At 50.3% G+C, this 23,106-nt stretch carries 25 protein-coding genes and 1 riboswitch; of the genes, 18 read left to right on the top strand and 7 right to left on the bottom strand.

The window, feature by feature from the left end:
• Positions 1-187 precede the first annotated feature (187 nt).
• From OEL90_RS06285 to OEL90_RS06250, 8 genes are all read left to right on the top strand, one after another.
• Positions 188-367: a MarR family transcriptional regulator gene (locus OEL90_RS06285; protein ID WP_300687577.1), complete on the top strand. Its 180-nt coding sequence runs from the start codon at positions 188-190 to the stop codon at positions 365-367.
• Positions 368-485: 118 nt separating this feature from the next.
• Complete coding sequence (gene rd, locus OEL90_RS06280) at positions 486-641, top strand: rubredoxin (protein WP_291400841.1); 156 nt, start codon at positions 486-488, stop codon at positions 639-641.
• A 91-nt stretch (positions 642-732) separates the two neighbouring features.
• Positions 733-891 carry a rubredoxin gene (rd, locus tag OEL90_RS06275; protein WP_291400839.1) on the top strand — a complete coding sequence of 53 codons (159 nt, stop codon included), beginning with the start codon at positions 733-735 and terminating at the stop codon, positions 889-891.
• A 38-nt stretch (positions 892-929) separates the two neighbouring features.
• Positions 930-1,349: a Fur family transcriptional regulator gene (locus tag OEL90_RS06270; RefSeq protein ID WP_291400837.1), complete on the top strand. Its 420-nt coding sequence runs from the start codon at positions 930-932 to the stop codon at positions 1,347-1,349.
• 23 nt (positions 1,350-1,372) lie between these two features.
• Complete coding sequence (locus OEL90_RS06265) at positions 1,373-1,753, top strand: desulfoferrodoxin (protein ID WP_291400835.1); 381 nt, start codon at positions 1,373-1,375, stop codon at positions 1,751-1,753.
• An 82-nt stretch (positions 1,754-1,835) separates the two neighbouring features.
• Entirely contained in the window at positions 1,836-2,342 is a 507-nt protein-coding gene (locus tag OEL90_RS06260; RefSeq protein ID WP_291400833.1) for a ferritin, read from the top strand.
• Positions 2,343-2,424: 82 nt separating this feature from the next.
• Entirely contained in the window at positions 2,425-3,003 is a 579-nt protein-coding gene (rbr, locus tag OEL90_RS06255) for a rubrerythrin (RefSeq protein WP_291400831.1), read from the top strand.
• Positions 3,004-3,144: 141 nt separating this feature from the next.
• On the top strand, positions 3,145-3,711 hold the full coding sequence (locus OEL90_RS06250; protein WP_300687575.1) for an HD domain-containing protein: 567 nt from the start codon (positions 3,145-3,147) through the stop codon (positions 3,709-3,711).
• 99 nt (positions 3,712-3,810) lie between these two features.
• On the opposite strand, the gene OEL90_RS06245 is transcribed toward OEL90_RS06250, so the two are convergent.
• Positions 3,811-4,371, bottom strand: coding sequence for an RNase H family protein (locus OEL90_RS06245; RefSeq protein ID WP_300687573.1), 561 nt, complete (start codon positions 4,369-4,371; stop codon positions 3,811-3,813).
• Positions 4,372-4,601: 230 nt separating this feature from the next.
• Here OEL90_RS06245 and OEL90_RS06240 point away from each other — a divergent pair, with 230 nt between their 5' ends.
• Positions 4,602-5,039, top strand: a complete 438-nt coding sequence (locus OEL90_RS06240; RefSeq protein WP_291400827.1) for an Lrp/AsnC family transcriptional regulator — start codon at positions 4,602-4,604, stop codon at positions 5,037-5,039.
• A gap of 164 nt (positions 5,040-5,203) precedes the next feature.
• Here OEL90_RS06240 and OEL90_RS06235 read toward each other — a convergent pair whose 3' ends face one another.
• Complete coding sequence (locus OEL90_RS06235) at positions 5,204-5,419, bottom strand: thioredoxin family protein (protein WP_300687571.1); 216 nt, start codon at positions 5,417-5,419, stop codon at positions 5,204-5,206.
• Between the two features lie 71 nt (positions 5,420-5,490).
• A complete protein-coding gene (locus tag OEL90_RS06230; RefSeq protein WP_300687569.1) occupies positions 5,491-5,754 on the bottom strand; it encodes a thioredoxin family protein in 264 nt (87 codons plus the stop codon).
• A 484-nt stretch (positions 5,755-6,238) separates the two neighbouring features.
• A riboswitch (cobalamin riboswitch) is annotated at positions 6,239-6,371 on the top strand.
• A 107-nt stretch (positions 6,372-6,478) separates the two neighbouring features.
• Between OEL90_RS06230 and OEL90_RS06225 the strand changes: the two genes are divergently transcribed.
• Genes OEL90_RS06225 through OEL90_RS06215 form a run of 3 tightly spaced genes read left to right on the top strand, consistent with a single transcriptional unit; the run spans position 6,479 to position 9,318 of the window.
• Entirely contained in the window at positions 6,479-7,438 is a 960-nt protein-coding gene (locus OEL90_RS06225) for an ABC transporter substrate-binding protein (protein WP_300687567.1), read from the top strand.
• 45 nt (positions 7,439-7,483) lie between these two features.
• Positions 7,484-8,536, top strand: a complete 1,053-nt coding sequence (locus OEL90_RS06220; RefSeq protein ID WP_300687566.1) for a FecCD family ABC transporter permease — start codon at positions 7,484-7,486, stop codon at positions 8,534-8,536.
• A gap of 5 nt (positions 8,537-8,541) precedes the next feature.
• Positions 8,542-9,318, top strand: a complete 777-nt coding sequence (locus OEL90_RS06215) for an ABC transporter ATP-binding protein (protein WP_300687565.1) — start codon at positions 8,542-8,544, stop codon at positions 9,316-9,318.
• Between the two features lie 112 nt (positions 9,319-9,430).
• On the opposite strand, the gene OEL90_RS06210 is transcribed toward OEL90_RS06215, so the two are convergent.
• The 4 genes from OEL90_RS06210 to OEL90_RS06195 form a co-directional block, all read right to left on the bottom strand.
• The gene (locus OEL90_RS06210; RefSeq protein WP_300687564.1) at positions 9,431-10,762 is read right to left on the bottom strand and encodes a YjiH family protein; all 1,332 of its coding nucleotides are present in this window, start codon (positions 10,760-10,762) and stop codon (positions 9,431-9,433) included.
• 384 nt (positions 10,763-11,146) lie between these two features.
• Positions 11,147-12,931: a M3 family oligoendopeptidase gene (locus OEL90_RS06205; protein ID WP_300687562.1), complete on the bottom strand. Its 1,785-nt coding sequence runs from the start codon at positions 12,929-12,931 to the stop codon at positions 11,147-11,149.
• Positions 12,932-13,173: 242 nt separating this feature from the next.
• Entirely contained in the window at positions 13,174-14,811 is a 1,638-nt protein-coding gene (locus OEL90_RS06200; RefSeq protein ID WP_300687561.1) for an extracellular solute-binding protein, read from the bottom strand.
• Complete coding sequence (locus OEL90_RS06195; protein ID WP_291400810.1) at positions 14,798-17,170, bottom strand: helix-turn-helix domain-containing protein; 2,373 nt, start codon at positions 17,168-17,170, stop codon at positions 14,798-14,800. The genes OEL90_RS06200 and OEL90_RS06195 overlap by 14 nt, the downstream gene beginning before the upstream one ends.
• A 322-nt stretch (positions 17,171-17,492) precedes the next feature.
• On the opposite strand from OEL90_RS06195, the gene OEL90_RS06190 reads away from it, so the two are divergent.
• From OEL90_RS06190 to OEL90_RS06165, 6 genes are all read left to right on the top strand, one after another.
• Positions 17,493-17,696: a Sec-independent protein translocase subunit TatA/TatB gene (locus OEL90_RS06190; protein ID WP_291400809.1), complete on the top strand. Its 204-nt coding sequence runs from the start codon at positions 17,493-17,495 to the stop codon at positions 17,694-17,696.
• A 66-nt stretch (positions 17,697-17,762) separates the two neighbouring features.
• Positions 17,763-17,936 (top strand): Sec-independent protein translocase subunit TatA/TatB, encoded by a 174-nt coding sequence (locus tag OEL90_RS06185; protein WP_291400807.1) that lies wholly within the window; start codon positions 17,763-17,765, stop codon positions 17,934-17,936.
• Between the two features lie 8 nt (positions 17,937-17,944).
• Entirely contained in the window at positions 17,945-18,691 is a 747-nt protein-coding gene (tatC, locus tag OEL90_RS06180; protein ID WP_300687559.1) for a twin-arginine translocase subunit TatC, read from the top strand.
• Between the two features lie 158 nt (positions 18,692-18,849).
• Entirely contained in the window at positions 18,850-21,099 is a 2,250-nt protein-coding gene (locus OEL90_RS06175; protein ID WP_300687557.1) for a chitobiase/beta-hexosaminidase C-terminal domain-containing protein, read from the top strand.
• A 302-nt stretch (positions 21,100-21,401) separates the two neighbouring features.
• Positions 21,402-21,845, top strand: coding sequence for an NfeD family protein (locus OEL90_RS06170; protein ID WP_300687555.1), 444 nt, complete (start codon positions 21,402-21,404; stop codon positions 21,843-21,845).
• 65 nt (positions 21,846-21,910) lie between these two features.
• Positions 21,911-22,840 carry an SPFH domain-containing protein gene (locus OEL90_RS06165; protein ID WP_291400800.1) on the top strand — a complete coding sequence of 310 codons (930 nt, stop codon included), beginning with the start codon at positions 21,911-21,913 and terminating at the stop codon, positions 22,838-22,840.
• Positions 22,841-23,106: the final 266 nt, after the last annotated feature.

Here is a 23,106-nt window from a genome sequence, read left to right as displayed (position 1 = left end):
GAATGGGTCAGCACAAAAAAACAGATTTAAGTTTAGGCAGCCTGTTTTTAGGTATAATAATAAAGCATTATGCCGCTTAGCCGATAGTCATGTAAATTGAAACAATCAGAAAAGGGTTGACGGCGCAGAAATTAATATGTTAGTATAAAAATGTAATCATTACATTTTAGAGGGAGGCTTATTGGGATTGGATCTTAAACAAGAGGTTTTAAAAGCATTTGAGGACGCGGGCGACGCGGTCCGTCCCGGAGATATCGTTGAAAAGACAGGCGCTGACAAGAAAGATGTCGATAAGGCCATTAAGCAGCTTAAAGAAGAGGGCAAAATTTACTCGCCAAAGCGCTGCTTCTATGAAATCGTAAAATAGAGTGAAGTGTGGGCTGCCGGAACCATCGGCAAAAACGTCTTACTTTTTTAAAAACTCAGTTCGGTTTGAAGCCGGTGAAATTCCGGTTCAACAATAAAACAAACAGGGAGGATTACACATGAAATACGTTTGCACAGCTTGCGGCTATGAGTACGATCCAGCAATTGGCGACCCTGACAATGGCGTAGCGCCGGGCACTGCCTTCGAAGACATTCCGGATGATTGGGTCTGTCCTCTTTGCGGCGTTGGCAAGGACATGTTTGAGCCGGTCTAAACCGGTCATATTTGATGTTGAAGAGTCAGTGGCAAGGCGTTAAGGGCTTTTGTCAATGGCGAGCGAATCCCATTTTGAAAGGAGACTTTTTATGGAAAAATATGTTTGCACCGCATGTGGTTATGTTTATGATCCTGAACTCGGAGATCCAGATGGCGGCGTAGCGCCAGGCACGGCTTTCGCTGATATTCCTGATGATTGGGTTTGCCCGCTTTGCGGCGTTGGCAAGGATATGTTTGAGCCTGAATAAACCTATATAGTCAAGCAATCGAAGGGAGTCAGGGCATCATGCTCAGGAAGATCGAGAACATCAGCGAGTATTTGAAAGAAAGCGGTATCAAGCCCTCCTATCAGAGGATCCGGATTTTCGAGTATCTGATGCATACGAAGGAGCACCCTACCGTAGATACAATTTACCGCGCGCTTGTTCCCGAAATACCGACACTCTCCAAGACGACGGTCTACAACACTTTGAACCTCTTTGTTGAAAACCGGATCGCATACCTGATTTCCATTGAGGAAAATGAAGCCCGCTACGACGCGGATACTTCATTGCATGGGCACTTCAAATGTGTTTCCTGCCAGAAGGTGTTCGATTTTGACGTAGAAGCGGATCAATTGCGTTATGGCGGCCCAGAGGGATCGGAAGTTCGAGAGAAGCATGTGTATTACAAGGGACTGTGCTCTGGGTGCAATCAGGTCCAGTAGTATGACAATAGGAGGGAAATAATTTGGCTAAGCATCTTGGTGTATTTAAATGTGAACTTTGCGGAAACATAGTAGAGGTCTATAACGAGGGCGGCGGCGAGCTCGTATGCTGCGGTCAGCCTATGACGTTTATGGAAGAGAAAAAAGCGGACTCCTCTACTGAGAAGCACGTTCCGGTTATAGAAAAAGTCGAGGGCGGCTACAAGGTCACCGTCGGTTCCACACTTCACCCTATGACGGACGCTCACTACATTCAGTGGATTGAGCTTCTGACGGGCAAAGAAGTGCTGACGGCATTTCTCAAGCCAGGCGATGAGCCGGCTGCCTATTTCTGCACAGACGCTGAGACCGTCTCAGCCCGCGAGTACTGCAATCTTCACGGACACTGGAGCTCAGAAGCGTAATTTTTACTTACCGCATTTGAATACCACTAAAACACAGCGACTTTCAGAGGTAAGTCTGAAGGCAGTACAGGAGTGACGAAGCATGATCAACAAAAGAGTAGAAGAAGCTTTCAACATTCAAATCAACGCAGAGTTGTACTCAGCGTATCTGTATCTTTCTATGGCAGCGTATTTCGAAGCGCAAAACCTCCCTGGCTTCGCGAACTGGATGCGCGTTCAGTTTCAGGAAGAGCAGTTCCATGCAATGAAAATGTTTGACTTTGTCAACGAGCGCGGCGGTCGTGTCATCTTGACAAAAATTGACGGTCCAAAGGTTGAGTGGGAAAACGTCGTGGATGTGTATGAGGAAGTGCTTGCTCATGAGCAGCACGTCACCAGCCTGATCAACAACATCATGGACATCGCCATTGACGAGAGAGACCATGCGACTAAGAGCTTCCTGAACTGGTTCATTGATGAGCAGGTGGAAGAAGAGTCAAATGCAGAAGCAATTATTTCTGAACTCAAGCTTATTGACGGCAAGGGCAATGGCATTTTAATGATGGACCGCGAGTTCAGAGCGCGCGTGTTCAATCCGGCTGCTGAGTAAGGTTGCCAAGCAAAAAGAGATTTGATGGCCGGCCGGACAGTTTTGTCCGGCCGGAAGAATTTACATAATCAGGAGGGACATAATGTCAGCCATTAAGGGAACACAAACAGAAAAGAACCTTTTGAAATCCTTCGCTGGTGAATCACAGGCGAGAAATCGCTACCAAATGTTCGCAAAGAAGGCTATTGAAGAGGGTTACGAGCAAATCGCCGGCCTGTTCAACGAAACTGCCGACAACGAGCGCGTTCACGCAGAAATTTTCTTCAGCTTCCTGACTGCAGGTGAGGCCCTTGAAATCACAGCGGCTTATCCTGCGGGCACAGTGGGCTCAACTTATGAGAACCTTCTTGCGTCGGCTCATGGTGAAAACGAGGAGCACACCGTGCTGTATCCTATGTTTGCCAAGATCGCTGAGGAAGAAGGCTTCAAGGATGTCGCCACGGCTTACCGTATGATCTCCAAGGTTGAGTATGAGCATGAAATGCGCTATCTCAAACTGGCAGAGAATTGCGCAAATGAGGAAGTCTTTGCAAAGAAAGAAAAGACCCGCTGGAAATGCCGCGAGTGCGGTTATGTCCACGAAGGCGAAAAAGCGCCTGGCGTTTGCCCGACGTGCAAAAAGCCTCAGGGCTATTTTGAAGTCAAGGAAACCAATTATTAATCCCTTTGTGGGTGTTGAAGAGTTGAAGAAAGCGGCGCGAAGGCGCCGCTTTTTGTATGTTTGTGAAACGGGATTTGAAGTGTCATGAAGGTGGTATAATTAACTTAAGAAAACAATCAGCGCTTAAGGAGGTTATATTCTATGATGGTCACCAGAGATCAGGCCTGGGTGCTTCTAAAGGAATTTGTAGAGACGGACAGCCTGCGGAAGCACGCCCTCGCCGTTGAGGCTGCCATGCGCGGGTACGCCAAGCGCCTGGGAGAAAACGTAGAAGTTTGGTCGGCGCTCGGACTGCTTCACGACCTGGATTACGAAAAATTTCCGGACAAGCATCCTTATGTCGCCATAGATCTGCTAGAGCACAGGAATTTCCCGGATGAGTTTGTGCTGGCCGTAAAAGGCCACGCAGATTATACGGAGACCCCAAGGGAGTCGCTGATGGCGAAAATGCTTTACGCCTGCGACGAGCTCGCCAGCTTTGTAGTCGCGGTGGCACTGGTGCGCCCTGACGGCTTTGAAGGGCTTGAGGCAAAATCCGTCAGGAAAAAGCTGAAGGACAAAGCTTTTGCCCGGGCGGTGAACCGGGACGAAATTGCAAAAGGCGCTGAAGATCTTGGCTTTGATTTAATGGAACACATTCAGACGGTCGTCGACGCTCTTAAGGAAAGAGAAGCCGAGCTTCAGTCTGAGGGACTCAGTTTATTGTAGCTGTGTTTGCTGGCTATGAGATCAACCTGAAACTTAAAAAACCGCTGTCAATTGACGGCGGTTTTTTGGTGGTGGTGCGTAAATTAATGAGCGAAAAGTCTACATGGGCTGGTTCTTTAACTTCATCTCATCAATGCCTTGGTTGGCAAGGGCGTCAACTTTGGCATTCATTTCGAGCAGATGCTTGAAGGCGTCCTCGGAATAGGTGCGTCCGTTGTAGCGTTCGATCTTTTCCTTCCACTGGCGGACTTCTGTCGTTTTTTTCAGATTGAGATGGCCCTTGATTTTCAGGAATTCCACCTTGCTGAAGCTTTCGACCAAGGGCAGCAGCGCTTCCCATAAGTCCCTGTTTTCGACCGGCTGCCGGGAAGAATTGATCCAGCCGTTCAAACGCCATTTATCATACCAGCGCTCCCGAAAGCAGTTGACCAGATAGGCGCTGTCCGAATAGATTTCTACGGACAGATCCCTGGATTTAAGGACGCGAAGGGCTTCCAGCACGGCAGTCATCTCCATGCGGTTGTTGGTGGTGTTGAGCTCTCCACCGTAGAGGGTTTTGACGTTGTCGTTGTATTCGAGGAGCGCTCCCCAACCGCCGAAGTTTTGATCAGATTGATTGCCGGCGCAGCCGCCGTCTGTATGTATGGTCACGAGTTTCACGCACGGAAGCCTCCTGTCTTTCAAGTGATTTTTAAATCTCATTGCATGATTTTCAGTTAAATTTAAGGGTTTATTGACTATTATTGCACAAAAGCAAAAAAAAGGCTATAATCGTTTCAATAAGACCACAGCCAGTATGGCGCAATAGCCGTCAGGTGCAATAGCCGCAAGGCGCAATAGCCGCAAGGCGCGAGTAGCCGCAAGGCGCGATCGGGGGAGGAAAGTAAATCATGGACGCAACAGATAAGGAAATCCTAAGAATCCTTCAGGACGACGCCAAGCTGTCCATTTCTGAATTGGGACGAACCATTGGTCTGTCAACTACGGCGACCAAGGAGCGCGTGAAAAAGCTTGAGCAGGAAGGTGTCATCAAAGGCTATACTGCTGTCTTGAATGCTTATGAAGTTGATGCCGGACTACTGTCCTTTATAAGTATTCCACTCGGGGATGTCAGCATCGCGGAGATGGGCGAGAAGCTCATTGCCATGCCGGAAGTCCTGGAATGCCATAAAGTCACTGGAAATACGACCTTTTTAATCAAAGTCAGAACCTCCACGACCACGGAGCTCGAGAACGTCATTGAGCGGATCAACGACTTTGCCCGAAATACCTACACCTATGTCGCATTGTCTACTTTAAAAGAGACTTCCAAGCTCAAGATTGATTAAACCTCTGCGCGAGGCTGTGACTTCGGTTATAGGAAGCTTAATAAACCGCAAATAATCGCATTGCGAGTACAACAATCCAAAAAAAAGGCTGCTCCGGCGGCATGGTGAGCATATCACACCGTGTCCTGAAGCAGCCTTTATGTTATAAAGCCTTAAATGTGTCCTTACTCTTCGAGGGCTGTTTTGATCCCGTGCTCCGCCAGGGCGCTGCTCAGAATGGTCATGACTTCCCGTACATTAGGCGTTCTGCCCTGATGCAGGAGTTTGCCCTCCAGTGCCATTGCAGGCATCATTTTAACTCCGGCTGCCTTGATGAGCCGGATGTCGCCTATGATTTCAACCTCCAGTGAAACTTTCAATTGTCGTATGGCCTCATCCACGATAGGCGCAATTTTCGAGTACCCTCAGCACACTTGATCATAAATAATCAATTTCATGGGCGTGACTCCTTTCAAAGATCTTGGTGGGCCAATTTCTTTACCTGAAGCAAAAGGGCTTCGAGGCTGCTGCGCCCCGGAACCGCGTTCGCGGCGTAAACCACGGTGCCATCAATGCTCATGGCTGGTGTCGTCATGACACCCGCCTTGTAAATCTCCATTAGGGACTCGACTTTCTCAACCTCGGCATGGAGGTCGTGTTCAGCCAAGATCTCGAGGACCAGTGCGTACATTTTTTCACATTTATCACAGCCGTGGCCGTAAATTTTTATGTTCACAAGTTATCCCTCCCAGATGACGCGCTTTCACGTTTTCTACATTGTACACCCGCAGGACTTGTAGGGCAAGACTCGGGGCGGATGCGCGGGGGTGGCAGCAGACCACGGGCTAAATTAAAAGGTTTTCCACAGGAAAAAGCCCAATGCTGTGAATCCCTTGTGTAAAATCTGTGTAAAACGGTGGATAACCTGTGGACTATGTGTATAACCGAATCTGTGTTCGCATCGAAATTTGTCGAATAAATACCCTCAACACGACTTATCCACAGAAACTGTGGATGAACTGTGTAAAAGTTCGTTTTTCTTGGGGATGGGGTGTGTAAAAGCCTGCTGAAGGTGGGGAAAACAAAAACCACTCATCCAGAGGGTAAACTGTGGATTTGTTGGTCATTTTTAAAGTGATTCATTTAAGCCGATAGTCATTAAAACGGAACTTATGCAAGCAGGGTTGCATTTTTTCCTGTGATCGGGTATGATAGGTCTGAAATTAACATAAATCCTTGGTGTCTACGGACTTAATTGGGAAGCCGGTTTGAAGCCGGCACAGTCCCGCTACTGTGAGCGCGAGCTATTGAAAACGCGCGAGTCAGGAACCAGCCGAAGGATTTCTGGTACATCAACTCACGAGGATGAGGTTGACCGGCTACATAGGCGAACTCTATATATTAGAGAGTTTCCAGCTTATCCGTAACGGTCCTCACCTAAAAAAGGGAGGATTTTTTTAATGTTCAAAAAGAAGTTTTGGTCACTGCTCTTAATGCTCACGTTGGTTTTAACACTGGCGGCATGCCAGTCCCCTGCCCCGGAGGCGCCTGCAGAAATCCCTGCTGGAACGCCTGCAGAGGCACCTGCAGAAGCAGCTGCAACCGCGTATCCGCTCACGGTGACAGATGCCTCAGGCAAAACTGTTGTCATTGAACAGGAACCTATGAAGGTCGTTTCATTGTCGCCGGCTGCAACCGAAATTGTCTATGCCGTTGGTGCGGGTGAAAAATTGGCCGGCCGTACCGATTACTGCAAATTTCCTGCTGAGGCAGCGGATGTCCTCTCAGTAGGGACGATCACTGAACCCAACATTGAAACCATAGCCTCTGTCGAGCCGGACTTGATTCTCGTTTCCAACATGTTTAACGATGATGTCCGCACCAAGCTTGAATCGCTGGGCTATAAGGTTCTTGACCTGTCTTCCCATGATACTTTTGAAGGCGTTTACAACGCCATTTCACAGACCGGCAGTGTCCTCAACAAACAGGACCAGGCCAATATCATTGTCGAAGACATGAAGGCAACCATTGCTCAGGTCGAAGAAAAAGTAGCCGGTGTCGAACCGAAGACCGTTTACTATGTTGTAGGCTATGGCGAGAGCGGCGATTACACTGCCGGCGCAGGCACGTTTATTGACCAGATGCTGACCATGGCAGGTGGCGCTAATGTCGCCAATGACACGGAAGGCTGGAAATACAGTATTGAGAAGCTCGTAGAGAAAGATCCGGAGTTTGTGATCTGCTCGCTGTACAACGGCGACAAAGCAGGGATTGAAGCTACAAATGGCTACAAAGAGCTGACGGCGGTCAAAGAAGGCCGTCTTGTAGAAGTTGACAATAATCTCATCGATCTTCAAGGGCCAAGACTCGCCCAGGGACTGCTTGAACTCGCGAAAATAATGCATCCGGAGTTGTTCTGATTCTAAACGGATGTTTCCCGTTACAGAAAAGGATGTGTGGCACGCATGAAAAAGCGAAATAAAAAGCTGATTCAAGGCCTTGTGGCGCTTGCTGCAGGACTCGTGCTCGCCGTTGTCGCCGCAAGCGCAATTGGCTCTGCAGACATTTCATTCGTGGACAGCGCCAGGATTCTGTTATCCAGAATTCCGCTGCTGGACACTATGATTCAAATGGATGAAATAAAACCCACACACGAGGCGATTCTATTGAAGATCCGCCTGCCACGCATCTTTCTTGCCGCTTTGGTTGGCAGCGCCTTATCTGTATCCGGGGTAGCCTATCAGGGCATTTTCAAAAATCCAATGGCAGATCCCTTCGTCCTTGGGATTTCCTCCGGCGCGGCTTTAGGCGCCACCTTAGTCATTGTGACAGGCTTCAATGCAGGCGTCGCAGGACTCAGCTCCGTTTCGGTGGGTGCATTCACCGGCGCAATTCTGGCAGCTTACATAGTCTACAATGTCGGCAGAGTTGGAAACAGGACGCCGGTGGTGACGCTGCTCCTTGCGGGGATCGCGGTCAACTATCTGCTTTCCTCAATGATTTCCTTGATTATGTCGCTCAATCGCGACGAAATGGAGCACATTATTTTCTGGACTATGGGAAGCTTCGCGACGGCAAACTGGATGCAGATCCTAGTGGCTGCGGTGCCAATCACCATCGGCACAGGGTACTTGCTGATGTATTCCAGGGATCTCAATGCCCTTGCTATTGGTGAGGAGAGCGCAAAGGGTGTCGGTGTGGACACTGAAAAGGTGAAGAAGAGTATTTTGGTGGTGGCCTCCATCGTCACAGCGGCGGCGGTTTCGGTCAGCGGGATCATAGGTTTTGTGGGGCTCGTCATACCCCATGTGGTTAGGATTATTTCGGGTCCGGATCACAGGACCCTTCTGCCGTTTTCGATCCTCGGGGGAGCAATGTTTCTGGTAATCTCGGACACGCTGGCCAGAACCCTGATCATGCCCGGAGAGCTGCCTATTGGCATCATAACGTCGGTCTTTGGCGCGCCGTATTTCCTGTATCTGTTGTACCGCAATAAAACGCGGTCGAGTGTGAGGTGAGTGTAATGGAATTTCCAATTCTAGTAGAAGGTCTTCACTTCGCGTATTCCAAAACGCCGGTGCTGAATGGCGTGGATATGCGCATCCGTAAAGGCTCGTTTACGACCATAGTCGGACCAAACGGTTCCGGGAAGTCCACGTTCGTCAAGAACCTGACCAGAATGGTGCATTCGGGCAAAGGGGTCGTAACGGTGAACGGCCGGGACTTGGCCTCTTACTCCCACAAGGAGCTCAGCAAGGTCATAGCTTCGGTGCCCCAGGTTACCGCAACTGAGTTTGACTTTTCCTCTCACGAGATGGTCATGATGGGACGTTATCCGCATCTGAGACGCTTTCAGCCGGAGTCGGACCTGGACCACAAAATTGTCGAGGACGCCATGAGGGCAACAGGTGTCTGGGAAATGCGGGATTTTCCCATCAACAGCCTCAGCGGCGGCGAACAGCAGCGTGTGATCATTGCCCGGGCCATTGCTCAGGAGCCGGAGATTCTGGTGCTGGACGAGCCTATTGCCCATCTTGATCTGCATCATCAGATCGAGCTGATGCGGCTTACACGCAAGTTGACGAAGGAGCGCGGCATCACGGTGGTGGCCATTCTCCACGACCTCAACTTTGCCATTGAGTTCAGCGACTACGTCTTCATGATGAAGGATGGCCGCGTTTACAAAGAGGGACCGCCCTCCAATGTCATCAAAGAGGAATACATCAAGGATGTGTACGCTGTAGATGTGACGCTGATTGTCAATCCGGTGACGGGAAATCCTCATGTGATTCCGAGATGAAGAGAAAAAAATAGTAACGCCTGCCGATGGTTTTTGATCCAAAACCATCGGCAGGCGTTCTTTTTTTGGGTGTCTGCGATGGAAGGGTCAGACACCTTCCTCCGCCAGTCGATCAGAACAACAGATACGCCACTGGCGTTATCAGAATCAACCCAATGATGGTTCTTTCGAGCGCAATGATCATAATCTCTTTGAAGGAAAGCGGGATGTCCGTGGAAAGCACGCATGGAATTGAAGCGGACAGGAAGAGTACGGTCGAGATGCTGATATTGGCAATGATAAACTTCGGTATCAGCGCCGATTCCTGCATGATGAGAAGCGGTAGTGACATGTCAGCAATATTGAGCACTAGTGATTTTGCAATCAAGGATGCATCCGGAAGGCCGAGAAGGCGGATCAGAGGGATAAAGGGCATGCCGAGCCAGTCGAAGATCGCGGTGTATTTGGCTAAATATGAGCCCAGTATGCCAATAGCCAGAACCGTTGGCAGAACGCCCATAGCCATGACAAATCCATTTTTAAGGTTTTCCTTGACACTGCTCAGAAGACCGGGTGCCACAGCGGCCGCGTCCATGCCTTCATAGAGGGCGCGGCGTATGAGATTGCCCTTTTCGGCGGACTCCGGAGAACCCTCCATGCCATTGTGATAAGTTAAAGGCTTTTTGCTCAGCGGCCAGATGCGGGCAGTGACAGCAGTTACTGCGAAAGTCAGGATCAGTGAAACCCAAAAGAACGTCAGCCAGTGTTCCATGAGGTCTAAGGTTTTGGCGACAATGACCATGAACGTCGCGGAGACGGTCGAAAAGCCTGTGGCGATGATGGCGGCTTCCCTGGTGTTGTATTTCCCTTCCCTGTATACACCGTTAGTGATCAGCAGTGCTATGGAATAGCTGCCCACGAAGGATCCAACCGCGTCAATGGCTGAGCGGCCCGGCGTCCTGAAAATGGGTTTCATGACTGGCCGCATGATGACGCCGACGAGCTCCAGCAAGCCATAGTTGATCAGAAAAGCCAAGAACACTGAGCCAATAGGGATAATCAACCCAATTGGCATCACGATGCGGTTGAAGAAAAATGGCAGCATATCCGGTTCGAAGAGCCAGCTTGGGCCGGCCTTGAAAAAAGCCATCAAACCCAGCACCATACCGACAAGCTTCAGGACTGTAAAAGCAAGATCCGTAAGTGAACTTCGCCATTTGCCGGACTTAAGACCATAAGCCCCGCCCGGCAGGATGACCAGCAGCGTATAAATGGCGCTGGCTCCTGGGAAAGACTCTCTGAGCCCTGTGACAATGTGATCAATTGGAATTGTTGTTTTCACACCAATGGTCACTGGCAGAAAAAACATGACAATGCCAATAGCGCTGTAACCCACAAGCTTTGTCACCAGCTTCGGTATAGTTGAAGGATCGCGGGTTTGGATAACTTGTTCTTGGACGGACATAAGATCACCTCTTTTAGAATTTGCTTATTGTTATCGCAAAAGCTGTGCCAGATGTGAGGTGAGATAGAAATGGAGGGATGGAATTTTGGAAGCCTTGCAATAGCTGTGTTCTGTGGTTGTCAATGAGGGAGGTGCAACCAAAGGGTGTAATAGTTGATACTTAGTGGCTGCTTAGACTGACTAAAATTTATACAAAAAATAGAGTTTGGTGGCATTTATTTGACAAAAATACTTACAGAGGTGTAGAAAATTATACATTGGAAAAGACAGGGTGGAAGAGGGATTCAGACACCTTCTTCCACATAAAAAAAAAGAACGTTTGCCGATGGTTTCGAAACTTCGACCATCGGCAGACGTCCTTTTTGCTTGTTAATCTTATTATTTTTATTTTTGCTTCGCCAAAGTCTTGAATCTCTGGATGTCGCCCAAAATAACCTCCAGGGACTTCAGCCAGAATTCTTTTGTGGTGACGTCAATGCCCACAGAGGCACAGACCGACTCCACAGAAGCCTTGCCGGATTCGGACAGGAGCTGGTCGTACCGAGGCAGGAAGGACGTCCCTTCTTCTCTGTAGAGTTGATACAGGCCCTTGGCGAACAACAGCCCAAAGGCATAAGGGAAGTTGTAGAAATTGACCGAAGCGCTGTAGTAGTGGCCTTTCACCAGCCACATGTAAGGGTGACGGACTTCCGGATCCAGAGCATCCCCATAGGCAGCTTCCTGGGCCCTCAGCATTTCTTCCTTCAGCTCATTCACCGACAGGGCGTGGTCCGTTCTGAGCTCGAAGAGGCGGGATTCAAAGAGATAACGGGAATAGATGTCGACAATGGCCTGCCCTGCATCCTGAAGGCTGCTTTCCAGAACCGTCATGGCCTCGGCGTCGGACAGCGTCGCCAGCGCCGCGTCGGCTATGACTGTCTCACAGAAGGTCGACGCGGTTTCAGCGAGGGTCATAGGCACTTCAATATTGAAGAGCTTTTGGGATTCAAGCCTGTAATCGTGGTAACCGTGACCGAGCTCGTGGGCGAGGGTCAGGACATCGCCCAGACTGCCCTGGAAATTTGTCAGGATGCGGCACTGGCGCACCGGATAAAGGCTTGAACAAAACGCGCCGCCGACTTTGCCTGCTCTCGGCTCAACGTCGATCCACTGTTCGTCTCTGGCATGGGCTGCAAAGGCCCCCAGCTCCGGATTATACGTGCTGAAATGACGGATGACAAAGTCCATTGCGGTCTCATAGGTATAAGCCTCAGACAGAGTCCCGACAGGCGCGAAGAGGTTGTGGAATTTAAGGCCGTTTTGATCCCCTAGCAGGACTGCTTTTGCCTTATAGTAGTCTCTGAGCTCCGGCAGTTTTTCTTCAATGGCACTGATCAGCGCATCCAGTGTTTTTCTGGACATTCTGGCTTCTTTAAGTGTCGCTTCAAGTGGAGAGCCGTACCGGCGCTGCTCTGTCAGTGTCAGCACCTCACCTTTGATTGCGTTCAGCGAGGCTGCAATGCTGTCATCAATTTTGGGCAGCGCTGCGAGCTCTGCCAGATAGGCCTGGCGCCGGACCTCGGGATCCGGGTCGTAGGCCAGGGCCCTGACCGCAGACAGCGGCATCTCGGTCATTTGGCCTTGAGCGTCAGAAACTGTGGCCATCAGCGTTGAAGTCAGTTTTGCATGCAGGGTCTCCCAGGCATCCGATCCTGTTATGCGGAGCTTGGCGATCAGGATTTCTTCCTCGTCGCCAAGAAGGTGGTGGGCCGCTTCAGCCCGCTCCTCCAGGGCGAATTCAAGATCTTTGAGATAGTCGGAACCAGAGTCCTGCAGCCATTGATCCAGGTCCTCTATGCGGCCTGCGGCACGCTTGAGTCTGACATCGAACACGGTAAGCTCTGCCTGCAGCTTGCGGAGCTTTTCCTCCAGCGCCAGCGCAGGTTCGCAGGACGTATCCGCGGACAGAGTGAGTGAGGCAAAGGCGGAAAGCTTCCAGAGCTTTAAATAGAGCGCTTCTGAAGCCCTCAGCAGTGTTTCGAGGTTCTTAGGCTCGAGTAGGCCGTCTATGAGGGTCTGGCTTTCCTGGATGAGCGTTTGGGCCTCTGTCAGGCATGCCTGATAGTCCGTTTGTAGATTTGGGTCGTCAAAGCTGAGATAAAGCGCGTCGAGACTCCAGTTATGGGACATTTTAATAACCTCCGTTCGGCTGTTTTAAGCGGTGTTATAAATCATACGAAAAAATTTATATGGTCTTTTTTACAGCGTACCACAACCGGAGGAAAAATTAAATGGGGAAGATGGCGGGTTTGGGGGAGAGAGGGAAGGCGGGGTCGATAGGCTTAAGGCGCCAGGGCCCTTTAGCCTATCGATCCCGCCTTTCTCACCTGAAAAAAGGGGATGTCGCGCTGACATCCCCTTTCCTTACGCCTTCATCTTTCTTGATTCAAAATTGCCTCAAGTTCCCCGGCTCCAGCCTCCTGAAGCTGACGCATCAAATTCGATTCGAATTGATCCGTGGAGATTTCACCAATGATATAGGCGTCTATGGTTTCAAACAAAATTGCATCTAAACGCTTAATGAGTTCGCTGACCCGGATCGTTTCTTTCATGGTCAGAGGCGGCGGTAAGGGCGATGGCTGCCCCATGCCGCTCTGAACGATTTGATCCATGACGTCCTCCAGCTGAGGCTGAATCTGGAACTGGAAGGTTTGATCCAAATAGGGCGTGAAAAAGCCTTGACCGGTGCCGCGTTCATACTGCATCAGCCTGAAGCTGAAGGGCTCCTCTTTATAGCGCATGAAATGCTCCGGCTGAATAATCGCGCGGCCATCCTTCAAGGTGTAGTCCGTTCCAAGGGTTCCATAATTGGCGACAGAGGCGCCCTCCTCGGAATACAGCCAGTCGAGGAGCCGTATGGCAGCTTCAATGTTTTTGGATTTGGAGGAGATCGCGTAATAGGTGTGCAGCCAGTGAGTGTCGTATTGCAGACTGATTCGGGCTTCTCCCGCGGTATTTTTGATGTTTAGAAGCGGTGCGAAGGCATAGGCGGCGTTCAGCTTTCTCAAAGGCACATTGAAGTTTTCGAGATTAATGGGCAGGTCAAAGAAGAACAACGCTTGGCCTGTACTGAGCTTTTGCTGCCATTCATCCACGGTGGTCAGGGCGTAGTAGGGATCTAAAACCCCGCTTTCATAAGCCTTGTTTAAGAAGACCAGCACCTCTTTGAAGCTGCTGTGGGCAGGGCCGTACAAGAATTCGCCATTCCCGGAGCGCGGCTCAAAGTAAAAGGAGGTGGACTGACTGAACCCTGAGCCCAGCGGATAGGAAATGTTAGATATTAAATTTCGCGTCCCGCTGCGATTGATCCACAGATCTTGGTTTGGATGCGCCGCTTTAATCTGAATAAGAAGCTCAAGGAGCTCGTCGTAGGTCTTTGGTCTTGATAAGTCCTGACGATCCCCAAGATCCAAGGCGGCAAGTATATCTGCACGAAGAATAGGCACAGCGGCGGTCGGGAGAGACTTCCAAACGATCATTGGAAAAGCATAGTAGTCGTCCTGAACCATTAAAGACTTAAGTTCAGGGCGATCCTCCAAAAGCTGACTAAAGTGGGGCGCATGTTCAGCGATCAAGTCGTTCAGGGGCGCGAGTCGGCCTGTGGAAACGGACTGAAGCATTTCAGGGTATGACATCTCAATTATATCCGGCAAATTTTCCGAGGCCAGTGACAGTTTGAGCTTACTTGGATAATTGCTGCTCGGTACAGCTTCAATTTGAAGATCTATGCCCGTGGCTGCCTGAACGCGGGTGCGGGTTTCCGGATTAATATTGATAGGCTGGAAGACAGACTCGCGGCGCATGATCCTCACTTTGAGAGGCGCTTCATCAGACGCCTGGGTTGTGGGCTCAAGCTTCTCTGTCTGTTGGCAAGCCGTCAGAGATAACACGGCAACCAATATTAGGCTCAGCATGATCAACAACAGGCCATGATGCCTTCTGTCCGCCGGGAAGAACAGCGCTGCCTGGACTTCGCTGCCTGGACGCTTAGCTGCTTTATTCATTTTCATCTGCATCCGCCTCCTGTCCCTGATCCAAGTCCTGGTCGGTACCTTTTCTATAGCTCCCCGGATTGGTGCCGACGTGTTTCTTAAAAAGTCGGTAAAACGTCACCCGGCTTTGCAGCCCCACCATGGGATAGATATCATCTATGGAGAGCGTGGTGGTGTTTAGCAGCGCCTTTGCCTTGAATATGCGCTTTTGACTGATGTAATCCGTCAGATTCTGGTTCGTTTGGGACTTGAAAAGCTTGGAGAGGTATTTGACAGAGATGCCTGCCTGACTGGCGATCAGCTCGGGGTGGATATCTTCGTGGAAGTGATCGTCAATGAAGGTGACGACGTTTTGAATCATTTGTGCCGATCGGTCTGAAGGCGGCTCAGCCAGAGCCATGAGAGATTTAAACATCTGAAGCAGCACAGCCTTATCCGGGTTAATCCCTGGCTCGACTTCCGCTCCGTGGGTCTGCGTGGTCCAGGACCAGACCTGCTGATCCAGGGCAGTGTAAAAATCCAGTCCGTGGGCGGCGGCGTAGCGTGCAGCGGTTCGGTGCAGATCGTGGAACAGCGCCTGCCGGCTAAAGCCTGTGCTGCCGATGGTCTCAGTCTGTCTCACCAGCCCATCGAGAATACTTTCTAGTCCGGCTTCATCCCGGGCTTGGAGGCAATTCATGATCTTTTCCTCATCTTTGAAGGTGTAGATATGATGGGGCTTGATTTCAAGGGTTGAGGCGTCCGCCACCTGATTCTGCGCTGACCCGGTTGCGGCTTCCAGGGCGTACTGGGCTTCGGAATAGGAGAGCCACAGCTTGTTCAGACCACCGTGGATTCTGCCAACACCGATGTAAATTCTGTAATGCTTCAATTCATAAGAAAAAGATAAGAGCAGTTGTTCGAGGGATTTCATCAGCGTCACCTGATCCTGATGGGTGTCCAGATTGGCTATACCCACAAAATGTCCCGGTTCGAGCTCAAGCAGATAAACTCTGTTTTGGGCTGCCAAGGCATCCAGAATAATGATTTTTATGCTTTCCAGGACATGGTGCCGCTCCTGGCTCTCAATCTTTGTAAAGAAGCGCTCGTTAAAGTCAAAGACTACGGAGAAACAGAGAAACGTCTCAGTTGTGAACCGGAGGTCGTCCCGAATCAATGTCCTGAATTTTTTGATGGGATCCAGGGAATGGCCGCGAAGCAGCTGGATAAACGCGTTGTCCAAATACTCGGAGGACAGCTCGTGGACTTTGTCAGAGTAGGCGGTTTTTTCGCTGAGCAGCTCATGGAGGGCTGACTGTATGAGTTCAAACTCATTCTGATGCTTTGGTGCAGGCCCGCCGGTGCCTTCACTGCCGCCGTTTTGCATAAGGATTTCCCGTATATTGTTGATGGGGCTGTAGAGTCTGACGCTGAATATCAAAGCTAGGCCTATGCCGAGCAAAATGATGGCAATGCTCGTCCAAAAGGTGACGGAAAGGACATTGTTGGCTTCTGCCCTGAAATAGTAGCTTGGCGTGATGGTGTAGTAGGTCCATTCAAGGCGCTCGGAAGACAGAGCTGAAACCAGGTAATTTTCACCTTGCCACTCCAGAGGAATGAGTTCGGAGGGACCGGCGGCACTGAGCGACTTGAGCCTTTCGACAGCGTCGCTGTTCCATAGGTCATCCCGGCTGCTGGTTATGATATTGTCCGCCGTGTCCAGTAAGATAAATTCCGTTTCGGGATAGATCATGTTGGATCGGATGGTCTCATGAATCGCGCTGGTGGAAAGGCACGCGACTACCGCTATATTGCCCTTGGGACTATGCTCTACGGCAACGGTGGGAATCACGGTTTTTGTGCTGCCGCTCGAGGTTTTGATCAAGGTTGGGGACAGATACTGAACCGCTGATGGCCTGGTCAGATAAGTTTTCCAAAAAGGCACCGGATACTTTTCGAACCAGTATAGCTCCCTGAAGAAGCGGTCAAAGGTTTCCGGACCGGCGCTCCGAAACACCCACTCACTGTCTCTGAAGACGAAAAGGTTGTCAATAAAATAGTTGGAGATGTTCTGACTTTTGACGATAGCTTGAATCATGCTCTCAAAGTGGCGTTTTTGCTCCGTGCTCATCTCAGGTGAGCTCATGACGGGCTCGAAGAAAGCGTCTTCCATCATCAGATTGAGGCTCGCGTCCACCGCCATTTGAACAGAATGGTCAATGAGTTCCATAGAAAACTCAAGATTCTTTGTAATGTTTTGGCTAAAGTCCTTCTTTGCTTCAGAAACCGAATAGTTATAGAAGAGGATGCCGATGAGGAGGACGGGAATCAACAGCGTGCTGAAGTACATCAGCATCTTAATAAACAGACGATTTGAAAAAAACGATCTCAGATGCATTATTTCGGTCCTCCTTTCCACTCCGTAGAAGGTAGTGTTGCTGGATATGATTATAACATGGATTGTACAGAATGCGAGGGTCTGATACAGCGTAGAAGACCAATAAGCAGAATATTGAAACAAAATGCTCTGAATTGAAACAGGTGAAAGGTCCATTTGATACATCTTTCGCTATCCTGGTGCTTATGCTGCAGCCGGGAATTCGCTAAGGTGTTGGTATCAGCAAGATCATTTCATACCTGGTTGAGCTGAGGCGTCAAGGTGAAACTCGGTGTCAGACACCGAGTTTTCAAAACATAACCATCGGCGGAGGTGATCTTCATTGTCAGGAATAGGGACTACAGAGCTCATACTGATCTTTGCTGTGGCTTTGGTCATCTTTGGACCTTCAAAGCTGCCGGAGCTTGGTAAAATAGCCGGACGTTCCATTGGCTCTCTCAAGCGATATGCGACTACTATTGAGAAGGACTTGGAAAGCGGAGATTTATTCGGCGCGGAAGAGGCGGTTGAGCGGGAATCAACGTAATGAGATCAGAGAAGTGAGCGCTTGTTATAGGTGAAAAATCTTAGTGAGTCAGGAAGGGGTAAAGTCATGGGAAGATTTGGAACAACTGAATTAATGGTCATCTTTGGTATTGCGGTGTTGATCTTTGGGCCCACCAAGCTGCCGCAGCTGGGGAAGGCGGTTGGACAGACTATAGGCAACTTCAAGAGGAGTATCTCCAAGGCGGAAGCTGAGCCTCTGACCGAGCGGGAAGAGGGCTGAAGAAGGCCATGCCAGCCAATAAAACAACGACGCTGATTTCTCATCTGAACGAGTTGAGAAAGCGGCTGGTGGTCAGCGCGATCTGCTTTGTCGCCGCCATGAGCGTGTGCCTGGCAAGATCGGAGTTCGTCATTAAGCATCTGGTGGGCAAAGCCAAGGATTTCGAGTTCATTTACGTCGCGCCGGCGGAGCTGCTGATCGCCTACATAAGAATCGCGATTATTTGCGGCGTTGTCGTGGCATTTCCAGTTATTGGCTTCCAGACCTGGCAGTTCATTCGACCGGGCTTGACGCGCCGGGAACGCACCGCGGCAGCTTTTGTGATGACCTTTGGCATGGCGCTCTTCCTGTTGGGCAGCGTCTTTGCCTATGAAGTCGTCCTGCCTTTCACGCTGAAATACTTCGCCGGGCTCAACGGGGGAAATTTTGGGGATGGCCAGACAATTCAAGCCATGGTTTCCATTCAGAACTACCTGAATTTTGTCGTGAATACAATTCTGACCTTTGGGCTTGTCTTTGAAATGCCTATAGTCATTATCCTGCTGACACAGCTGGGCATTCTCAATCCGAGGCTCCTGAGGAAAAATCGTAAATATGTGATTCTGGCGGTCTTTATTATAGCAGCCGTCATTACGCCGCCAGATGTAACCTCGCAAATCCTGATTGCTGTGCCGATGCTGGTGCTCTTCGAAATCAGCACCTGGATCAGCAGTGTGATGTTTAGACGCAAGTTGGCACTGAGAGAAGCAAGTTGACAAGGGCGCCCCACGCCGGACACTTGAAGGGTTGGGGAACGAAAGTACGAAAATTAAAGTTCTGTGTGGGGCGCTGAAGCGGCAACAGAGCGGCTTTGCAGCCGTTTTTATTTTAGGTCTGTGGTTAAGGACCATCAAGTACTGAGGAGGTAGGATTTGTGACTAAAGACAAGACAACCGATCAAAAAGAGAACAGAATGGAAACCCTCGGGCTTTCGGAAGAGGGACTCTCCAGAAGAAACTTCCTGAAGGGCATGGCTGTTGGTGCCGCAGGGATTGCCGTAACGAGCGCTATTCCGGGCTATACGGTGTTTGCGGACGTCGAGGCGCCCCTGGTGAATGGGGTGTCGCGTGCGGAATTCATCGGCAAAGTCTCTAATTATTTTGCATGGCCGCATCCGACGCAGTACAACGATATTTGGAAGGCGCCGCTGAAGCAATTCAAGGATGTCAAGACGGCAGACCGCTATGGCAAGCAAATCGAGACAGCTTATGAGGAAAGTGTGACCAGCGGTATTGGCAATGGCTATTTTGACCCGAACGCCCAGCTGGCCCGTCAGGATGCAGCCGTCATGATGGTGAAGGCATTCCATCTGCCGCTGACCACGAAAACGGGTTTCTTTAAGGATGAGGCCTCGATTTCTTCTTACGCCAGAGCCAGTGTCAACACGTTGGCGGCGCTTGGTTATTTGACTATTAATTCAGATCAGCTGTTCCAGCCAAAGAGAGCGCTGACCGTGGACGAAATGGAAGTTCTGTTCAGCAAAATCACAGGAACCATGGTCGCGCCGGTTCAAGCGCTGCCTAAAGCGAATTCTGTCGCGCCCAGACGTTATGTCAAGCTCTACTGTCCAACGCCTGGAGCGGCCATTCACTACACCACGGACGGCTCAGAGCCAACTGCGGACAGTGAAGTTTACACGGTCGAAACCAAAGGGCATATCATGGAAATGATTGGCACTCGCGGCGGCGGCCCGGATGAGCCGGTGCCAACGGACCGCGTCGTGACCTATAAAGCCGTTGCGTTCAAAGACGGCATGGCTGCCAGCCCGGTCCAGACCTTTGTCTGGAACCTCCACCGCCCGCTCATGGATGATTTCCAGGTGCTCCAGATGGAGAAGAAGACTTCTGTCAGCCCGGCGATTTTCAGGATTTGCAACGATTCTGAGTCTGTCCGGCCTCTGGCGTGGTACATAGAAGGGCCGACAAGCGGCATTGTTTTCGACGCCCTGCAGACCCCTGCGGATAAAAAGAACCTGAAGACCTTTGTCGATGGTTTCGCCACAAAACCGTACATCCTGATCATAGGCCATGAGCACGGTGACCACGATGCCCAGGCCATGAACTTCATGAACGCGGGCGTCGACGTTTACCTGAGTGAGCGGGGCTGGGCGTCTACGTCTTCCACTTCAGGCCCATTCAAGCCAATCTTCTCTACGCCGGAATCGCAGGCAAAAGTTAAGAACATTGATGAGGGCATGAAGTTCGACCTTGGCGGCGGTATTGTCTTTGAGGTTGTTGCGCTGCCGGGTCATGCCAATGGCAATGTGGCAATCCACGACAAGAAAAACGGTCTTCTGTTTGCTTCAGACTTCTATGGCTGTACCCGTGCAGGCTCAGCGGACAACGTGGGTGTGGCGGGTATGCCGCCGGACCTTCTCCTTTCCTTTGTCCAGCAGTCTTATTCGAAGTACACCAAAGAGGGAGGCAAGTCAGACAAGCTCTTCACGGGTCATGACGAGTCGCCCCTCAGCGACAACAACCTGAAGCTCTATGAGGCAGCCTTACAACAGGTCGTCGACAAGGGTGAGGGCGGCTGCCGTCCATCCCTGCGCGGCGGTACAGACGCGCCGGGAGCGAGAACGACCATGATTGGCGACATGTGGAAAGACGGCACCAACTGGTGCGCCATCAAGCTGACAGGAGTTATGGGCGACAACGCGGAATTCTTGTCTTCAACCACGGACCTCAAGGTGCGCCCTTACATGGCAGACGCGGCTAATGTGGGGTTAAACTACAATTTTGGCGGTCACGTCAAATACTCTGTCCTGTCCAACATTGAATTTGCAGGCGGAGAATTGGTCGGAAAGACCGTGGAATACGCGGCGCCGGGTGCGCCATTCACTTGGGCGGGCAAGGAGATCGCGGTGAAGAACGCGCTTCAAAACCGCTTCAATCCTTGGGCTTACGACTATACGGTCAAAGTGCCTAAGGCAAACACAAGCATCACTGTAATCCCGACCTCCATGTCCACGAAGGCAGCGTCGATTATGGTGGATGGCAAGGCCGTTGCCTACCGCTCCAGCAACAAAATTGCTGTCAAGGATGGCCAAGTTATCACTGTGAAGGTCGTCGCGCCGGACAAGGTCACCACTTCTGCTTATACGTTTAAAGTGATGATGGTTTAGAGTTTCAAAGGTAAAAGATTTTAAAAGAAAGACCAGGAGGAAGCGGCCGTCCAAAGTGCGACGGCCGCTTCTTCTATTGTTAGCAGCGGAAAGGGTGAAGAAGGCGCGCCGGCCTTCTTCACCCTTTTTAAGTTTCACCCGCCCGACACCCCACGAAAAGGTTCAAAATGGCATCAATATTTGAAAGAATGCGCCAACATCAATGCTTTTTTAATGGTAATTTAAGAATTGTTGGGTAATATAGAGAGGTAGTGCATAAACCACCAGGCACAAAAGTTTCAACCAAGAGGAGCTGACCCGCTATGAGTTTCTTAACCAGCCTGAGCCCATCTGTCATCTGGATCGCGCTCATCATCATTTTTGCAGTTCTAGAGGCACTGACCATGGGTCTTACCACCATCTGGTTTGCTGGCGCCGCGCTTATAGCACTTCTGGCGGCCATGATCGGATTGTCTGTGCCGGTTCAGATTGGCGTCTTTTTAGTATCGGCAGCAGTACTGATCTACTTCACCAAACCTCTGGCCAAGAATTTTCTTCATATCGGGAGCGAAAAAACCAATGTGGAGGCTGTGATTGGACAGAGCGGACCTGTTTTAAAAGCCATTGAGCGCTATGCGACTGGCCAGGTTAAAATCAACGGCCAGATTTGGAGTGCTTTGTCTGAAGACGGAGAGCCCATTGAAGTCGGGGCGAAGGTTCAGGTCATAGCGGTGGAGGGTGTCAAGCTCATCGTCAAGAAAGCATGACCTGATGACCATTCAGGCATGTCGAAATCAGCATTTGCAGCACACTAAAAGGGAGGCTAACATTAATGAACATTTTAAGGCTCATCATTCCAGCACTGCTCTTTCTCTTTGCGATTTTGTTGATCATCACCAACATCAGGGTTGTACCGCAGGCTCAGGCTTATGTCATTGAGCGCCTTGGCGCCTTTCTGACAACCTGGAGCGTGGGTCTCCATTTTAAGATTCCATTTATTGACCGCGTGGCAAACCGCGTTTCATTGAAAGAAAATGTAGTCGACTTTCCTCCGCAGCCGGTCATCACCAAGGACAACGTCACCATGAAAATTGACACGGTCATTTATTATGCCGTTACAGATCCAAAGCTATACTCTTATGGTGTTGCACGTCCTATTGTCGCCCTTGAGAATCTTGCAGCGACGACGCTGAGAAACATTATTGGCCAACTGGAGCTGGACGAGACGCTGACTTCCAGAGACCTGATCAACACCCAGATGCGCGCGATCCTGGATGAAGCGACAGATCCGTGGGGCATCAAGGTCAACCGCGTTGAAGTCAAGAACATCATTCCGCCTGAAGACATTCAGAATGCCATGGAAAAACAGATGCGCGCTGAGCGTGAGAGACGTGAATCCATTATTCGTGCGGAAGGTGAAAAGAATTCCAAGATTCTCGTGGCACAAGGTACTAAGGAGTCTATGATTCTTGAGGCGGAAGGCGAAAAGCAATCCTCAATTCTTCGTGCTGAAGCTAAGAAGGAAGTTCAGATTCGCGAAGCAGAAGGTGAAGCGGAAGCGATTATCAAAGTCCAAGGCGCTAAGGCCAAAGGCATTGAAATGATTCGTGAAGCTGGCGCGGACCCTGCGGTTATTGCCATCAAGAGCTTTGAGGCCCTTGAAAAAATGGCGAACGGCCAGGCGACGAAAATTATTGTGCCTTCAGACCTTCAGGGTTTTGCCGGCACAGTTGCTGCTTTGAACGAGATTATAAAGAAATAGGTTGGTCGAGTAAACAGTTTAAGGGCTGAGAGAGTGTTCTTTCAAAAAGCGCTCGCTGAAAACATCAATAGCAATAAAGAGTTAAACGCCGCTTGATTCGGGATTCCGGGTTCAGCGGCGTTTTTGCTTTGTATTTGGTTTTTGATTGGTGTGGTTTAGTTTTAGATTTCGTTTCGAATTAGTCTGCAACAGGTTCAATTTCGCTGTGCGCCCACGGGCGCACACTTCCAAGAGAATGGGGACGCGGTGCTGGGGCAGGCTTGTTG

This window comes from Acidaminobacter sp., from assembly GCF_030247605.1.
GTDB lineage: Bacteria > Bacillota > Clostridia > Peptostreptococcales > Acidaminobacteraceae > Acidaminobacter.
The sequence above is the reverse complement of the archived record's forward strand: the minus strand, read 5'-3'. Positions and strand labels throughout refer to the sequence as shown.

What these genes read in the sequence shown, in the direction of transcription:
- OEL90_RS06205 (WP_300687562.1), bottom strand. Translation starts at nt 12,931, where the DNA reads ATGTCCCATAACTGGAGTCTCGACGCGCTTTATCTCAGCTTTGACGAC.
- OEL90_RS06260 (WP_291400833.1), top strand. Translation starts at nt 1,836, where the DNA reads ATGATCAACAAAAGAGTAGAAGAAGCTTTCAACATTCAAATCAACGCA.
- OEL90_RS06185 (WP_291400807.1), top strand. Translation starts at nt 17,763, where the DNA reads ATGGGAAGATTTGGAACAACTGAATTAATGGTCATCTTTGGTATTGCG.
- tatC (WP_300687559.1), top strand. Translation starts at nt 17,945, where the DNA reads ATGCCAGCCAATAAAACAACGACGCTGATTTCTCATCTGAACGAGTTG.
- OEL90_RS06195 (WP_291400810.1), bottom strand. Translation starts at nt 17,170, where the DNA reads ATGCATCTGAGATCGTTTTTTTCAAATCGTCTGTTTATTAAGATGCTG.
- rd (WP_291400841.1), top strand. Translation starts at nt 486, where the DNA reads ATGAAATACGTTTGCACAGCTTGCGGCTATGAGTACGATCCAGCAATT.
- OEL90_RS06165 (WP_291400800.1), top strand. Translation starts at nt 21,911, where the DNA reads ATGAACATTTTAAGGCTCATCATTCCAGCACTGCTCTTTCTCTTTGCG.
- OEL90_RS06170 (WP_300687555.1), top strand. Translation starts at nt 21,402, where the DNA reads ATGAGTTTCTTAACCAGCCTGAGCCCATCTGTCATCTGGATCGCGCTC.
- OEL90_RS06270 (WP_291400837.1), top strand. Translation starts at nt 930, where the DNA reads ATGCTCAGGAAGATCGAGAACATCAGCGAGTATTTGAAAGAAAGCGGT.
- OEL90_RS06225 (WP_300687567.1), top strand. Translation starts at nt 6,479, where the DNA reads ATGTTCAAAAAGAAGTTTTGGTCACTGCTCTTAATGCTCACGTTGGTT.
- OEL90_RS06215 (WP_300687565.1), top strand. Translation starts at nt 8,542, where the DNA reads ATGGAATTTCCAATTCTAGTAGAAGGTCTTCACTTCGCGTATTCCAAA.
- rd (WP_291400839.1), top strand. Translation starts at nt 733, where the DNA reads ATGGAAAAATATGTTTGCACCGCATGTGGTTATGTTTATGATCCTGAA.
- OEL90_RS06200 (WP_300687561.1), bottom strand. Translation starts at nt 14,811, where the DNA reads ATGAAAATGAATAAAGCAGCTAAGCGTCCAGGCAGCGAAGTCCAGGCA.
- rbr (WP_291400831.1), top strand. Translation starts at nt 2,425, where the DNA reads ATGTCAGCCATTAAGGGAACACAAACAGAAAAGAACCTTTTGAAATCC.
- OEL90_RS06220 (WP_300687566.1), top strand. Translation starts at nt 7,484, where the DNA reads ATGAAAAAGCGAAATAAAAAGCTGATTCAAGGCCTTGTGGCGCTTGCT.
- OEL90_RS06210 (WP_300687564.1), bottom strand. Translation starts at nt 10,762, where the DNA reads ATGTCCGTCCAAGAACAAGTTATCCAAACCCGCGATCCTTCAACTATA.
- OEL90_RS06240 (WP_291400827.1), top strand. Translation starts at nt 4,602, where the DNA reads ATGGACGCAACAGATAAGGAAATCCTAAGAATCCTTCAGGACGACGCC.
- OEL90_RS06250 (WP_300687575.1), top strand. Translation starts at nt 3,145, where the DNA reads ATGATGGTCACCAGAGATCAGGCCTGGGTGCTTCTAAAGGAATTTGTA.